Annotated in this window: 13 protein-coding genes and 1 pseudogene; 7 read left to right on the top strand and 7 right to left on the bottom strand. The window is 38.1% G+C overall.

Features of this window, described 5'->3' with window-relative positions; translation table 11 throughout:
* Positions 1-2: 2 nt before the first annotated feature.
* Positions 3-1013, bottom strand: coding sequence for a UDP-N-acetylmuramate dehydrogenase (murB, locus tag OCV73_RS03995; RefSeq protein ID WP_147549268.1), 1011 nt, complete (start codon positions 1011-1013; stop codon positions 3-5).
* Between the two features lie 20 nt (positions 1014-1033).
* Positions 1034-1969, bottom strand: a complete 936-nt coding sequence (locus OCV73_RS03990; protein ID WP_147549266.1) for a hypothetical protein — start codon at positions 1967-1969, stop codon at positions 1034-1036.
* Positions 1970-2531: 562 nt separating this feature from the next.
* Here OCV73_RS03990 and bioA point away from each other — a divergent pair.
* The 7 genes and pseudogenes from bioA to OCV73_RS03955 form a co-directional block, all read left to right on the top strand.
* A pseudogene (gene bioA, locus OCV73_RS03985) lies at positions 2532-3791 on the top strand (adenosylmethionine--8-amino-7-oxononanoate transaminase); the annotation flags it as partial.
* A complete protein-coding gene (locus tag OCV73_RS03980; protein WP_147549262.1) occupies positions 3788-4945 on the top strand; it encodes an 8-amino-7-oxononanoate synthase in 1158 nt (385 codons plus the stop codon). The pseudogene bioA and the gene OCV73_RS03980, both read left to right, overlap by 4 nt.
* Positions 4942-6330, top strand: a complete 1389-nt coding sequence (bioC, locus tag OCV73_RS03975) for a malonyl-ACP O-methyltransferase BioC (RefSeq protein WP_147549260.1) — start codon at positions 4942-4944, stop codon at positions 6328-6330. Before OCV73_RS03980 ends, bioC begins: the two co-directional genes overlap by 4 nt.
* 7 nt (positions 6331-6337) lie before the next feature.
* Positions 6338-6979: a dethiobiotin synthase gene (gene bioD / locus OCV73_RS03970; RefSeq protein ID WP_147549258.1), complete on the top strand. Its 642-nt coding sequence runs from the start codon at positions 6338-6340 to the stop codon at positions 6977-6979.
* 82 nt (positions 6980-7061) lie between these two features.
* Entirely contained in the window at positions 7062-8507 is a 1446-nt protein-coding gene (locus OCV73_RS03965; RefSeq protein ID WP_167551201.1) for a transglutaminase-like domain-containing protein, read from the top strand.
* A gap of 65 nt (positions 8508-8572) precedes the next feature.
* Positions 8573-9685: a C40 family peptidase gene (locus OCV73_RS03960; RefSeq protein WP_243764643.1), complete on the top strand. Its 1113-nt coding sequence runs from the start codon at positions 8573-8575 to the stop codon at positions 9683-9685.
* Positions 9686-9714: 29 nt separating this feature from the next.
* Positions 9715-10845 (top strand): enolase C-terminal domain-like protein, encoded by a 1131-nt coding sequence (locus OCV73_RS03955; RefSeq protein ID WP_394802946.1) that lies wholly within the window; start codon positions 9715-9717, stop codon positions 10843-10845.
* Positions 10846-10909: 64 nt separating this feature from the next.
* On the opposite strand, the gene OCV73_RS03950 is transcribed toward OCV73_RS03955, so the two are convergent.
* Genes OCV73_RS03950 through OCV73_RS03930 form a run of 5 tightly spaced genes read right to left on the bottom strand, consistent with a single transcriptional unit; the run spans position 10910 to position 15682 of the window.
* Positions 10910-12013 carry an ABC transporter permease gene (locus tag OCV73_RS03950; RefSeq protein WP_147549662.1) on the bottom strand — a complete coding sequence of 368 codons (1104 nt, stop codon included), beginning with the start codon at positions 12011-12013 and terminating at the stop codon, positions 10910-10912.
* Between the two features lie 4 nt (positions 12014-12017).
* The gene (locus OCV73_RS03945; protein WP_147549250.1) at positions 12018-13124 is read right to left on the bottom strand and encodes an ABC transporter permease; all 1107 of its coding nucleotides are present in this window, start codon (positions 13122-13124) and stop codon (positions 12018-12020) included.
* 3 nt (positions 13125-13127) lie between these two features.
* Positions 13128-13871: an ABC transporter ATP-binding protein gene (locus OCV73_RS03940; RefSeq protein WP_147549248.1), complete on the bottom strand. Its 744-nt coding sequence runs from the start codon at positions 13869-13871 to the stop codon at positions 13128-13130.
* A 1-nt stretch (position 13872) separates the two neighbouring features.
* Complete coding sequence (locus tag OCV73_RS03935; protein WP_147549246.1) at positions 13873-14781, bottom strand: ABC transporter ATP-binding protein; 909 nt, start codon at positions 14779-14781, stop codon at positions 13873-13875.
* A gap of 4 nt (positions 14782-14785) precedes the next feature.
* Complete coding sequence (locus tag OCV73_RS03930) at positions 14786-15682, bottom strand: HlyD family secretion protein (RefSeq protein ID WP_147549244.1); 897 nt, start codon at positions 15680-15682, stop codon at positions 14786-14788.
* Between the last annotated feature and the right edge of the window lie 5 nt (positions 15683-15687).

The raw sequence follows: 15687 nt of genomic DNA, 5'->3' as shown, positions 1-15687 counted from the left end.
ATTCAAATAAAATTCACTTCAGGTTGTATGCTTATCCCGTATTTATCGGAGACAGATTCTTGTATCATTTGAGACAGTTTTATTACATCTTCGGAAGTCGCTTCGTTCTTATTTACGATAACAAGACATTGCTTGTCATAAACAGCAGCTCCTCCCACTGTTTTCCCTTTCCATCCGCAGCGGTCAATAAGCCAGGCAGCCGGTATTTTAACCCGATCACTTCCCATCGGATAATAAGGCATATCCGGATAAGTTTGTTTTAATGCCACATATTTATCTAACGAGATAACCGGATTCATAAAAAAACTGCCGGCACTCCCCAATTCATCAGGTTCTGGTAATTTCTTTTTGCGGATAGAAATAATAGCCTCTCTCAGACTTCTTAAATTCTTTTCCGGCATATTTTCGAATGCTTCCCTTATATTCCCGTAGTCCAAATTCAATACCGGTTTCTTATTCAATCTGAAAACCACCGACGTTACAATATATTTTCCTTTTAGAGATTGTTTAAAAATACTACTACGATAACCATATTTACATTCCGAAATTGTAAAAATACGGGATTTTCCTGTTTTAATATCTACAGTTTCCACCCGTTCAATAATATCTTTTACTTCGGCTCCATAGGCCCCTATATTTTGAATGGCACTAGCTCCTACTTCTCCAGGAATATATGAAAGGTTCTCGGCACCTCCATATCCATGATCGACACACCATGCCACAAAATCGTCCCAAACAATTCCGGAACCGACTTCTATAAAAATTTCATCCGAAGTCTCTCCAACAGTCTCTATAAAACGAATTTTCGAGTGTATTATCACTCCAGGATAATCTTTTGTAAACAACAAATTACTTCCGCCTCCAATATGAAAAAACAAATTATTTTTGACAATATCCATTTGAAGTAAAACTTTAAGTTCTTCAATGGATTCATATTCAGCGAACCAGCGCGTTTTTACTGGTATATGGAACGTATGAAGCTCTTGTATAGAAAAATTTTCCTGAATAAACATATCTCTATTTATTGTTTAATTTATAATCTGTAATCAATCAGTACTCCATCGGAAAAGAATAGATAAGTACCTGTACCATAACTCCATTGCTCTTTAAGTCCGCTATATGTCGGTATCCTTCTTATTTCCGAAGGCACACCCAATGATAGCTGACACTCCTCCTTCGTCATTCCGTTGGCTACTTTTCCACGTGTTATATTATCCCACACCTGATCCGTTATATTTTTATAAGCCACACGTGGATTATCGAAACTGAAAAGTTTGTCAAACGTAACATATTGTGTACGGGAAGAAGTTTGCAAAGTCATATACACACTTCCGGCATTTCCCTGCTCATCTATAAAATTAATCCTGACAGGAAAAACGGTATTGCCGGGTACGGCATCCGTAATTTTTACCGGAATCAACTTTCTTCCGGATATCATTTCTCCATTATCATTATACCAAATGGGAGTTTTAATATATAAAATCCGGTTTTCCAACAATTGTTTTACTATATTGATTTGATCTATAGCGATCAACGGCGGTATGACGGGAACATAGTTCATTTCACTTATTTCCTCTTTTGTTTTTCCCGTTTCAAATCGATATTTCTTTCTATCGCATTCGAAAATAAGATTATAGTAATATTTATCACCGAATACAGTCTCCTCTGTGCCGCCAATATATGTAAATATTTTACCTTTTAAAGACATTGAATCAGATGGTTCCGGTGTTTCAGGATGTAATACGACCGATAACTTGTCATCAATATATATAAACAATTTTCCCGGAAGCCATTTTTCACAACCTTCCGTTCTGAAATAATCTTCTGCAAAGACTTCTTCTTTACTTTTCGGGATTTCTTTTATTACATCTTTAACAGTAATTCTCTTTGTACTTTCAACGCCTGTATTGCAAGAAATTAAAAGCATATTAAAAATAGATACTATGCTATATTTAAGAATCTTATTCATCTTATTTAGAGTAAAAGATTATATTCAGGATAAATGAATTGTCCATTTTAACCTTTCGGTGTTCAAATATAACAAGAAACTGCCAATTGGTTGATAAAGTTTTAAGAAAACCTTTATTCATTCGTAAATAGAAATATTATTTGTACATTTGTTCGCACAAGCGTTTATTTATGAATACACACATACACTTATCGCAGGTCATTTTACATTTCCGGCGTTGGAGCCGGCATAAATTCGCTGCTTTTTGCAGTATGGGAAAGTGTGTAAATATAGGTACGCTGGATTATCGGATCACTGATATTTCCTTGAAAAAACAAACCTCCTCTCTTACAACCGAAAAGATTTCATATATAGATAATGAAGAAAAAGAAAAGCGGCCAGAAGATTTTTTCTATAAAATAATACTTCATTCCGAAGTAATTTTGAAAGAAGCATGGAACAGTAATTGCACATCGGTTTTCCATACTTCAACTGAATCTGTTTATAACAAATTTCGAACCGGAAATACATACTATTTATGTGTTGCCGGTTTTTTATTGCAAAATATAACTTAATGGAAAATTTTGATTCGGAACACTTATGGCATCCGTACACATCTACGATAGATCCATTGCCAACCTATCCTGTCCGGAGGGCAGAAGGTGTATATATAGAACTTGAAGACGGACACAGGCTCATAGACGGTATGTCTTCTTGGTGGGCCGCCATCCACGGATACAACCATCCTGTACTGAATAACGCAGCCCGGAACCAACTGGAAGATATGTCTCATATTATGTTCGGCGGTTTAACTCATCGCCCAGCCATAGAACTCGGAGAATTATTGCTGAAAATAGTTCCATCTTCCATGCAGCATATTTTTTATTGCGACTCTGGTTCTGTCTCGGTAGAAGTCGCTCTTAAAATGGCGATACAATTTTGGCACGCTAAAGGAGAAAAAGAAAAATGTAATTTTATCACTATTCGTTCCGGCTATCATGGAGATACCTGGAATGCTATGTCCGTTTGCGATCCGGTCACAGGCATGCATTCCCTTTTCGGAGAAGCTTTGCCAAAACGATATTTTATACCGTCACCCTCCAGCCGGTTTGATTCCGAATGGGACGAAACGGACATTCAACCACTGGAAACTGCATTCGAAAAATATGCAGGGCATTTCGCTGCATTTATACTGGAACCCATTGTTCAGGGAGCCGGAGGCATGTGGTTTTATCATCCTCAATATCTGAAAGAAGCAAAACGTTTATGTGAAAAATACGGAGTATTGCTGATCTTCGATGAAATAGCGACCGGTTTCGGACGTACCGGAAAATTATTTGCCTGGGAACATGCCGGTGTCACTCCTGATATCATGTGCATCGGAAAAGCACTTACAGGAGGATACCTGACTTTGGCAGCAACACTCACGACAGAAAAAATAGCACATACTATCTCGAGCGGCGATCCTGGTGTATTCATGCATGGCCCTACTTTTATGGGTAATCCTCTGGCATGTGCGATAGCTAAAGCATCCGTATCGTTGCTTTTATCATCGGATTGGGAGAAGAAAGTACACGATATAGAAATGCAAATGAAAAGGGAATTAGCCCCGGCCCGTGAATTGCCTCAGGTGGCAGATGTACGTGTTCTCGGTTCTATTGGTGTTATCGAGATGAAAATAGCTGTAAACATGGCTGATATTCAAAAACAATTCGTCGAACGGAACGTCTGGGTAAGACCATTCGGCAAATTAGTGTATATTATGCCACCTTTCATTATTGAACCGGAGGAACTAAGCCAATTGACATCCGCTTTACTTGAAGTAGTAAAATTACAGTCATGACGAATTCTTATTTTTCAAAACAATTATCTTCCATTACAGAAAAAGGTAATCTGCGCATTTTACCCACAGTAAAAGAATGCGGATATGAGATTATTAAAGATGGTAAACATATGTTGAACTTGTCTTCCAATGATTATCTGGGGTTAGCCGGAGATACAGCGTTAAAAGAAGAATTTTTATCGCATGTGTCACCCGGAAAGTTCAGTTTTACTTCATCCTCATCCCGTCTTCTTACCGGGAACTCTGGCGAGTATGATTATCTGGAAAAACAACTGGCAAGATTATTCGATTCGGAAGCCGCATTGGTATTCAATAGCGGTTATCATGCTAATAGCGGAATATTACCTGCGGTTGCAGATCATCATTCTCTTATTCTGGCAGATAAACTCGTACATGCCAGTATAGTGGACGGTATAGGACTATCCAGAGCCCGGTGTATTCGTTTTCGTCATAATAACTATGAACAATTGGAACGACTATTATCTGAAAACCACCGTAACTATGAACATATTTTTATTGTGACAGAAAGTATTTTCAGTATGGACGGGGACGAATGCGACCTGAATCGCTTGGTAGAATTGAAAAAACAATATGGAAATGTTTTTTTATATGTTGACGAGGCTCATGCATTCGGCGTAAGAGGTGAACGAGGTTTGGGCTGTAGTGAACAATACGATCATCTGCATGATATAGATTTTCTGGTAGGAACATTCGGAAAAGCCTTAGCTTCTATAGGTGCATATCTCATCTGTTCCAAGGAAATTAAATCATACCTGGTAAACACGATGAGACCTCTTATTTTTACGACTGCTTTGCCACCGGTAAATCTGCAGTGGACATCGTTTGTTCTTAACAAAATGGTCTATATGAACGATAAAAGAATTTACCTCTCACATATTAGCCGTTTGTTGAGAGAAAAGACAGACAAGTTAAAGAGTAATAGCAAAAGTCATATTATACCGTTTATAACCGGTACGGCAGACAGCGCTGTCAATGCATCTCTTTATTTACAACGTCACGGTTTCTATTTATTGCCGGTAAGGCCTCCTACCGTACCGGAAGGAACTTCAAGACTGCGCATATCACTTCACGCAGCGTGTACCGAAGAACAAATAGAAAGGTTAGTTATAAATCTAAATACTTGCAAAATATGAAATATTATTTTGTGTCACATTGCGATAGCCCCAATTTAATTCTAATATTTGCCGGTTGGGGCATGGACGAAAAACCGTTCCGTGAACTGAATTCTATAGGATGTGATTGTTGTATCTGCTATGATTATACCTGTCTGGATTTTGACGAATCCCTTTTCCGGCCCTATCAAACAATATGTGTTTATGCATGGTCTTTCGGCGTATGGGCTTCTTCGGTTATTCTTTCAAATACGGCACTTCCCATAATAAAAAGTACGGCTATAAACGGAACCATCCCGGCTATTGACGATGAATATGGCATCCCCCCTGCCATATTCCAGGGTACCCTTGATTCTCTCAATGAACAAACTTTACACAAATTCTACAGAAGAATGTGCGGACAAAAGGAAGTCTTGGAATCTTTTCAAAATCATTTGCCTGACAGAAAACTGGATGATCTAAAAAAAGAGCTGGAGAATATTGGAAATCAGGTCAAAGAAATTAATCCTCCGGAATATCAATGGGATGAAATAATCATCGGAACCCGTGATATGATATTTCCGGCAGAAAATCAGAAGAGAGCATGGAGTACTCATCCTCATGTCATAAAAACCAATGATGCACATTTTATCGATTTATTCCGAAAAATATACAGTGATCGCATTGATAAAAAACTGATAGCTAACCGTTTTGGAAAAACGGCGGAATCATACAATAAAGGCGCTAAAGTGCAAATGCATATTGCAGATAGTTTAAATAAGCTGATACATCCCTATCCTATTTCCGAAAAAAATCGCATATTGGAAATAGGCTGCGGAACAGGATTCCTGACCCGCAAACTGGCTAAAAAATATTCTCCGGACTTCTTTATGATAAATGATCTTTGCATAGAGATGGAACCTTATATTTCCGACATCCAGAACAAGTTCGTATTTATACCTGGGGATGCTGAAAAAATAGTATTCTCTGAAACTTATGATCTGATAGCTTCATCTTCTGCCATACAATGGTTTACTGATCTGGAAACCTTTTTGCGAAAGATAGAAAAAAATCTGGCATCGGGCGGTGTAATCGCTTTTAGCACTTTCGGAATTAATAATCTGCAAGAAATAAAAACAATAACAAACTGTGGATTAAAATATGAAAATGTGGAATATCTGAATTCTCTATTTTCTCGCTATTTTGATTCTGTAGAAATTACAGAAGAGATTATATCATTGGTATTTCCATCCCCTCGTGATGTTCTGCGACATTTAAAATCGACAGGAGTAAACGGTATTATGCAAGAACATTGGAATAAGAGCAAATTGTCCCGGTTTGAATACGACTATCGGGAATTATACACAACGAAAAAAGGGGTATCGCTTACATACCATCCTATCTATATTACAGGACGAAAAAAGTAAATATATCATGAAACAGGTTTATTTTATTTCCGGTATCGACACGAATATAGGCAAAAGCTATGCTACCGGATGGCTGGCAAGGAAAATGAACAAAGAGGGTATCAGGACTATCACCCAAAAATTTATTCAAACCGGCAATAAAGGTTATTCCGAAGACATCGTTCTACACCGTAAAATTATGGGAATAACTCCTACTCAAGAAGATATCGAAGGACTTACCTACCCCATCGTATTTTCTTATCCGGCCTCTCCGCATCTGGCAGCCGAAATTGATAATGAAAAAATAAATCTGGAAAAGATCAAACTATCTACTGAAAAACTTATACAAAAATATGACTGCGTATTGCTGGAAGGAGCCGGAGGATTAATGGTTCCTATCACCCGGGAAAAACTGACTATTGATTTTATTTCAGAAGAAAAATATCCGGTAATATTAGTTACGTCCGGACGGCTGGGCAGTATAAATCATACCATACTCTCTTTGGAAGCATTAGCGAAAAGAAACCTGGAAATATATGCCGTAATATATAATCAATTTCCTGTATCGGATGAAATCATAGAAAAAGATACGATACGGATCATTCGGGATTATTTACTCTATTATCATCCTAAAACTTTTTTCTGGGAATTACCACAAATATGTTTATAGATTTAATATTATCTGTATAAAAAGTTATTAATTGTATGGAATTAACGAACAAAAAATGTATTTTTGTTTAAAATTCATATACATGAGATATTTTTTACTACTATTTTTATCGGGAATTTCAATTCTTTTTTCCGGATGTCAAAAACAAAAAAATATAACATCATGGCAAGACCGGGCAGACTCATTGATACAGAATGGAGAATTAAATAAAGCACAAGCATATATAGATTCCATTCAAACAGTATATCCGGAAAAAAACAGATGGCAGATAGATTCCCTGTCCCAAATCATTCAACGTATACGCCGGGATTTTAGCATATCTCAAACAGACGGAATACAACAGATATTCCAAAAGATACCAAATGCAGACAGTACTCTTATAGCTCACTGGGAAAAAGATAAATGGCTGGAAACACGTGTAATCGATGGAAAAAAAATGTATTTTCGCAAAGCTATAAGTAATTTAATCCGACTTGCACCGGAGTTGGATAGTCTGAGACAAGATGAAACCTATATAGATACCTATAGCCGTGATTTCCGGTTAAAACATACGGATCATATTATTAAATCAACTCTCCAGTCCGGCCTCTTGTCCGATTCTGTCGAAATGGATATTACTTTTACTCTCACCGTAAAACCCAATGTGGTTCCGCACGGAGAAACTATTCGTTGCTGGTTGCCTTTTCCCCAGGAAATAGAACGGCAAACCCAAATTAAATTATGGAAAAGTATTCCGGAAAAGCATCTGATATCTCCGGCAAATAGTCCACATAGATCAGTATATATGGAAAAAACGGCAATAAAGGACTCAGCGACGGTTTTCAGTATTAATTTCAGCTATATGGCCCATTCTCAATATTTTTTTCCAAAAAAAATGCAGAACGATTTAAAACCATATAATACAAATAGTTACTTATATAGAACCTACACCAGCCAGCGTAATCCTCATATTTTATTCAGTGAAAGAATTTCCAAAATGGCGAAAGAGATTGTCGGTCAAGAAAAGAATCCCATTCGGAAGGCTGCATTAATCTATGACTGGATAGATCAAAATTTTTCCTGGGCGGGAGCTTTGGAATACAGTACTATTCCCAATATTCCGGAATATGTTATAAATATGAAACACGGCGATTGCGGACAGGTTACATTGTTATACATCACAATGTTAAGAAGTCAGGGCATCCCTGCCAGATGGCAGAGCGGCTGGATGCTTCATCCCAACCGGGTAAATCTACACGATTGGGGAGAAATATATTTTGAAGGAATAGGCTGGGTTCCGGTAGATATGTCATTCGGCAACCAAGATTCTGAAGATTATTTAATCAGGAATTTCTATAAAACGGGGATCGACACATACCGCCTCGCGATAAATAGTGACTATGGAAAAGAGTTATATCCTCCTAAACGGCATCTGAGGAGTGAAACAGTAGATTTTCAGACAGGAGAAGTAGAATGGAAAAACGGAAATCTATTTTATCCATTATGGAATTACCACTTAGATATAAAATATAATAAAACAAATAAATAATTATGTCAAACATTAAGTTATACAGATTGTTACTTTTTACTCTCATAAGTTTTTCTTTTACAAGTATGGCCCAAAATTTAGAAAACAGCATAAACGAAATAAAAAAAGAATATGCACCGGATAAACGGATAGCTGTTTTTGAAATATCCGGAGAAAAAGTATCAGATGATCATTATATACTCAAAGGAAAATCTGATAATCCGCAAGCAGTGCGCGCTCTGGAAAATAAACTAAATGAAGAAAATATCCCCTATAGCAGTTATATTAAAATATTACCGGATAACCGCTTAGGTGATAAAAATTGGGGCATTGTCACCCTTTGTTGCGCACATTTAAGGGAAAAACCTGCTCATGCTTCAGAGATGGTCACTCAGGCCATTATGGGAACCCCGGTAAAAATATTGGAAAAAAAAGGAGGATGGTATCGCATACAAACTCCAGACTCTTATATCAGCTGGATTCCTGCATCTTCTCTTTCTTTAAAAACACAAGATGAAATGGCAGCCTGGAGAAAATCAGAACGTTATATCTATACCGGATATCACGGACATATTTGGGAGCAAACAGACAAATACAATTCCGCTCCCGTCTCGGATATCGTTCTGGGATGCATCTTGGAAATATCCCAAACCCCTAAAAGTACAAGAGACAAATTATATGTGACATTGCCTGACGGTCGGCAGGGATATATAAACCGGAGCGAAACAAAAGAGTTTGACAAATGGGCGTCACAGCCGTTAGATATGAATAAAATTGAAAAAACAGCCCGTTCCATGATGGGCGTCACATATCTATGGGGAGGCACATCTGTCAAAGGAGTAGACTGTTCGGGATTCGTAAAAACGAATTATTTCGCAAACGGTGTTATTCTGTCCCGGGATGCATCTCAACAAGCGCTCGCCGGAAATAAAAATATTCCGGAAAAATGGAAAGAATGTCAATTAGGTGATTTACTTTTTTTTGGCAATGAAAACGGACGGGTAACTCATGTAGCGATGTATCTTCGTAACGGAGAATATATCCATTCTTCTGGTTATGTAAAAATCAATAGTGTAGACCCGTCTGCTCAAAACTACCTTACTACACCTTTTCTAAGCACAACGCGAATAAAAACGGCATTAAATACACCGGGAATCATTCAGGTAAAAGATCATGACTGGTATTTTGACCGGAAATAACAGAATGATTGTATCATCAACAAGAATATATTATGGATCGGAGAAATTTTTTAAAAGCAACAGGTATAGGGATATTAGCAGCCGGAACATCAGGAACACTACTGACAGCCTGTAGTACGGAAAAGAAAAAAAGATCATCAGGAAAATTGAATCTAAGCTTTGAACCTTACGATCTTAAATTACGTCATGCTTTCAATCTGGCAAAGAATTCCCGGACACATACCCCCGATGTATTGGTTCAACTCGAATATGACGGAATTATAGGCTATGGAGAATCGTCCATGCCTCCCTATCTGGGCGAAACACAAGTGTCTGTCTGTAAATTCCTTAGTAGCCTGGATTTAAGCCAATTTACCGACCCTTTCAGGTTGGAAGAAATACTGGATTATGTAGATTCGGCAGCACCGGACAACAGGGCGGCAAAGGCCTCTATAGATATAGCCCTGCATGACCTCTTGGGCAAAATCATGCAACAACCATGGTATAAGATTTGGGGTCTCACTCCTGAAAAAGCACCGGATACATCATTTACTATAGGGATAGATACAGCAGAAATCGTACGGCAGAAAATAGAAGAAGCCTCTCCTTATAATGTTATAAAAATAAAGATGGGATTGGACAATGATAAAGAACTGGTCAACATAATCCGCTCTGTCACCGATCGCCCCATATGCGTGGATGCGAATCAGGGCTGGGATAATAAAGAAAAAGCGTTGGAGATGATCCAGTGGTTGAGTGAACGGAATTGTCTGTTTGTAGAACAGCCTATGCCAAAAGAAAAAATAGACGAAACGGCCTGGATAAAAGAACGTAGCCCTTTGCCTATTATCGCTGATGAATTTTTACAACGTCTGCCCGACGTACAAAGAGCTTACGGTGTATATGACGGCATAAATATAAAATTAATGAAAAGTACCGGAATGCATGAAGCTTATAAAATGGTAACTCTGGCACGTGCATTGAACATGAAGTTGATGGTAGGTTGTATGACCGAAACTTCATGTGCCGTTACAGCCGCCGCACAATTATCGCCATTAATGGATTGGGCCGATCTGGACGGAAACCTGCTTATTTCTAACGACCGGTTTGACGGTATAAAGATTGTAAATGGGCAAGTAAAAATACCCGACAGACCCGGTATCGGAGTTATCCCCGTATGATATTTACATATAAAAAGAGACAAAGGTATGTGTAATATTCACACCTTTGTCTCTTTTTATTATATCAGGCACTTTTCTTATAACTAAGAACAGCCCATCCGTTAAAAAATAAAGCAAATGAAAATAATGCACCGAATTGTGTAATGAGATCGGTAAAGCCGCTTCCCTTCAAATACACCCAACGCATAATTTGAATAAAATATTTCAAAGGATTAAATATTGTAATCACCTGCGCCCAGTGAGGCATACTGGTTATAGGTGTAAAAAGACCGCTCATAAGTAAAAGAATCATAACAAAAAAGAACATGACAAACATAGCTTGTTGCATGGTTCCGGAATAATTGGATATTACCAAACCAAAACCGGAAACGACCAATACATATACGATTGCTCCGGCATATATAGTCAGCAGATTTCCTAATGGTATAAGACCGTAGATAAGCCAGGCAATAATCATTCCTATGGTAAGAACAATAAAACCGATGATCCAGTATGGAATGAGTTTTGACAAAATAAAAACGGCTTTGGTAACAGGTGTAACATTGATCTGCTCTATAGTTCCTATTTCTTTCTCACTCACAATATTAAGAGCCGGCAAGAAGCCACAAAGCATAGTCAACAACATAACCATTAAGGCCGGAACCATATAATCCTTATAATTCAATTCCGCATTAAACTTATTTTGTGTAATTACATGGATAAGAGGATTGGATACGTCGGCCTTTATTTCATTCTTAATCTCATTGCCAAAATCCGTTATGATGTTGACAAGATAAGAACCGCCCAAAGAACCTTTTGTTCCATTCACCGCATTTACCGATATCTGCATGGGGACTGCTCCTTCTTTAATCAGAACAGGTTCGAAATCGGGTAATATTTCAAGTATGACATCCACCGTTCCTTCTTCGATTTGATTTAATGCATTGTCATAAGAATCATTTACCGATTTTAATATAAAATATTCTGACGCTGAAATTTTTTCCGCCAACCGATGAGACCATTGGTTATTGCTCTTATCGACTATTGCAAGATTGATATTTTTTACTTCCATACTTACAGCCCAAGGAAGGATCAAGAGCATAACACAAGGCATGATGAATACCAATTTAGGAAGAAATACATTTCTCGTAAATTGTTTGAATTCTTTTTCTATCAAATATTTGATTATCATATTATTCCAATCTATTTTTAAATTTCCTGAGACTTACCGCCATTAATAATACCGCCATTGCGCTTAATATAAACAATTCATTGTATGCGAATGAGATATCCAATCCTTCTATCATAATTTTCTTTACCGATACTATATACCAACGGGCAGGAATAATATTGGACAGCCATTGTAGCGGCCAGGGCATACTCTCTATAGGAAACATCATACCCGACAGCAGCATAACCGGCATCATCAAAACCATACCGGAGGCCAGCATTGCTGCTACCTGTGTTTTTACTATTGTCGATATAAGCAACCCTAAAGAAAGAGATACTAAAATAAAAATAAGCGATAATACAGCAAGCCAGAAAATACTTCCGGCAACCGGAACCCCCAAAACATATACCGAAAGTAGAAGTATCGTACACAAGTTCACACAAGACAATGTAAAATAAGGAACAGCCTTAGCCAATATAATAAATATAGGCTTTAAAGGAGAAACTAATAGTATTTCCATAGTACCCCGTTCTTTTTCACGTACGATGGCAATGGATGTCATCATGGCACATATGAGCATTAGTATAAGCCCCATAACACCAGGGACAAAATTATACGCACCTTTCATGCCTGGGTTATATAGTAATTTCAACTGTGGTACAATCTGTATGGAGGAACCTGAAAACATCATCTGCTCCTGTTGGTACATAGCGATAATATTCGTTGCATAGTTAGCCACCATTGTAGCCGTATTAGGATCGGATGCATCAGTAATCAATTGTATATCGGCTCTCCCTGTCCGTTGCAGATTTTTGATAAAATGATCTTCAAATACGACCACCATATCTATCTCACCTTTTTGAAAAGCAGGTTCTATCTGCTCCGGGCTGTGAAAATCATCCACAATCGTAAAGTACTCACTTGCACCAAGCTTTTGAACTATTTGCGAAGTCATCAGGTCTTTGGACGAATCCAATACGGCTATCCTAGCATTTTTTACTTCGGTACTTATGGCAAATCCGAATAAAATTATCTGAACAATCGGCATACCTAACAATATAAGCACGGTACGTTTATCACGAAGTATATGATAGAACTCCTTACGGACGAAAGATAAAAATTGTTTCATGATTTATTCTCCTCTTGTTGCTTTACGGGCTAACTGATGGAAAACGTCCTCCATCGTATCAGTTCCGAATTGTCTCTTGAGTTCTTCCGGACTCGCCAGTGCCTCTATTCTTCCGTCTACCATGATGGATACCCGGTTACAATATTCAGCTTCGTCCATATAATGAGTCGTCACAAATACTGTAATTCCCCGATCGGTCGCATCATATAACATTTCCCAGAACTGGCGGCGGGTGGCTGGATCTACCCCGCCTGTAGGTTCATCTAAAAAAACGATTTTGGGTTCATGCAGAATAGCTACGGAAAAAGCCAGTTTTTGTTTCCATCCTAAAGGCAGACTGCGCACCAGATTATTACGTTCATTTTCCATTCCCAAGTGATGCAATAACTCGTGTGTCTTAATAGAAATTTCTTTTTCCGGTATTCCATATATCCCCCCAAAAAGCCGGATATTCTCCCATACTTTCAAATCTTCATACAATGAAAATTTCTGGCTCATGTACCCGATATTCTTTTTTACGCATTCCTGTTCTTTACCGATATCATATCCAGCTACAAATCCGATTCCTGATGTAGGCCGGGACAGCCCGCAAAGCATTCTCATAGCCGTAGTTTTTCCCGCACCATTTGCTCCCAGAAAACCGAATATTTCGCCCTTGTGCACTTCAAAACTTATTTCATTCACGGCTATAAAATCTCCGAATCGTTTTGTGAGTTTATCAGCATGTATTACTATTTGTTCTTTCATATCATTCTTTTTTGGCGAGTTGCATATAACAATCCTCAACCGTAGCTTTTATGGGTGATATTTTAACGGATCTATATCCTTCTTTTTTTAAAATATCTTCCAATGTATCCGGTGAAAAACCGGACGTTACGGTTATATGATGGACTTGTCCGAAAGCAAAACAACTTTTTATATTTGCCTCCTTTCTCAAATCATGAAGCAATGAAGACATACGGTCTGCACTCACAGCCCATAACGACTCGGTATAAGATTCTATCATACCGGATGGAGTGTCGATACCCATAAATTTTCCATCCTGTATCAGAGCTATACGGTCACACAACGAAGCTTCATCCATATACGGAGTAGAAACTACAATAGAAATACCTTGTTTTTTCAGACGCCGGAGCATCTCCCAAAATTCTTTTCTGGATACAGGATCCACCCCTGTTGTCGGTTCATCCAGAAACAATACCTCCGGCTTATGTATTAGTGCGCAACTGAGTGCCAGTTTCTGTTTCATACCCCCCGATAATTTTCCGGCCATACGATTCTTAAAAGGTTCAATTTGCTTATATATATCTTCTATAAGATAATAGTTTTCCCGTATTGTCGTCCCGAAAACCGTAGCAAAAAAATTAAGATTTTCTTCTACGGTCATGTCCTGATATAAAGAAAAACGTCCCGGCATATATCCTATTCGTCTCCGTATCTCTTTATAATCTTTCAAAATGTCTAAACCTCCTATACTGGCCGTTCCCTCATCAGCAATCAACAAAGTAGCAAGTATTCGGAATAACGTAGTTTTTCCAGCTCCATCCGGACCAATTATACCGAACAATTCCCCTTTTCCAACGTCAAAGGAAATATCACTAAGAGCTCGCTGAGAGCCATAACTTTTTGTAATATGATTTACCTGAACAACAGCCATATAATTAAAATTTCAATTCTCCATACATGCCGATTTTGAGATAACCGTCATTTTTTACAAATATTTTAACAGCATATACCTGATTGGCACGCTCATTTCTGGTTTGAATGGTTTTTGGAGTAAATTCCGCTTTATCGGATATCCAATTGACATATCCTTTATATTCTCTCTTGGCTTTATCTCCGAAATCGGAAAAAACAGCAACTTGCTGTCCTTGCTTTAATTTGGTTAACTGGTCGGCAGTAATATAGGCACGTAAAATCATATTCTCCATATCAGCAACTTTGAACAATGGTTTACCATTGGTGGTAAATTCTCCGGCTTCAGCATATTTAGTCAACACGGTTCCCGAAATGGGACTGTTTATATAGCATTTGGTCAGATTATCTTCGATTTGTGCTACCTGTATATCCAAAGCCGAACTTTCACCGCTGACACTGGCATTGTTACTTTCAAGGCTGGATATCTGGGCAGCAAGCTGTTTTTCCAATATTGCTATTTGTGATTCTATATCGTCCAGTTGTTTCCGATTAGCAGCATTGCTGGACAATAATTTTTCAAAACGTTTTTGTTCTCTTTTTTGTACTGCTATCTGTTCTTTAGTTGCCGCTATCTGTTTAGCTATATTTTGCTTTCTGCTTTCTACGGCCTTACTGTTTGTCTGTAATTGCAGTTTTTTCAAATAGAGCTGCATCGAATCTATATTTCCCACAGGGACTCCGGCTTTCAAAATATCTCCTTCGGTTATATCCAATCTTAAAATACGTCCGGTAGCTTCGGACGAAACGATAACTTCTGTAGCTTCAAAAGTTCCGGTGGCATCGAATTGGTTATCGTTCCCCTTACAAGCGACGAATAAAGACATCGCTGCAAAACCTATTAATAAATTGCGAGTATTCATATATC

This window comes from Barnesiella propionica, assembly GCF_025567045.1.
Lineage (GTDB): Bacteria > Bacteroidota > Bacteroidia > Bacteroidales > Barnesiellaceae > Barnesiella_B > Barnesiella_B propionica.
This window is presented reverse-complemented; position numbering and strand designations above follow the sequence as displayed.

Excerpts from the sequence above, each read along its gene's own strand:
- OCV73_RS03935 (WP_147549246.1), bottom strand. The coding sequence starts at position 14,781 with ATGGCTGTTGTTCAGGTAAATCATATTACAAAAAGTTATGGCTCTCAG.
- murB (WP_147549268.1), bottom strand. The coding sequence starts at position 1,013 with ATGTTTATTCAGGAAAATTTTTCTATACAAGAGCTTCATACGTTCCAT.
- bioD (WP_147549258.1), top strand. The coding sequence starts at position 6,338 with ATGAAACAGGTTTATTTTATTTCCGGTATCGACACGAATATAGGCAAA.
- OCV73_RS03940 (WP_147549248.1), bottom strand. The coding sequence starts at position 13,871 with ATGAAAGAACAAATAGTAATACATGCTGATAAACTCACAAAACGATTC.
- OCV73_RS03930 (WP_147549244.1), bottom strand. The coding sequence starts at position 15,682 with ATGAATACTCGCAATTTATTAATAGGTTTTGCAGCGATGTCTTTATTC.
- bioC (WP_147549260.1), top strand. The coding sequence starts at position 4,942 with ATGAAATATTATTTTGTGTCACATTGCGATAGCCCCAATTTAATTCTA.
- OCV73_RS03945 (WP_147549250.1), bottom strand. The coding sequence starts at position 13,124 with ATGAAACAATTTTTATCTTTCGTCCGTAAGGAGTTCTATCATATACTT.
- OCV73_RS03965 (WP_167551201.1), top strand. The coding sequence starts at position 7,062 with ATGAGATATTTTTTACTACTATTTTTATCGGGAATTTCAATTCTTTTT.
- OCV73_RS03980 (WP_147549262.1), top strand. The coding sequence starts at position 3,788 with ATGACGAATTCTTATTTTTCAAAACAATTATCTTCCATTACAGAAAAA.
- OCV73_RS03960 (WP_243764643.1), top strand. The coding sequence starts at position 8,573 with ATGGCCCAAAATTTAGAAAACAGCATAAACGAAATAAAAAAAGAATAT.
- OCV73_RS03990 (WP_147549266.1), bottom strand. The coding sequence starts at position 1,969 with ATGAATAAGATTCTTAAATATAGCATAGTATCTATTTTTAATATGCTT.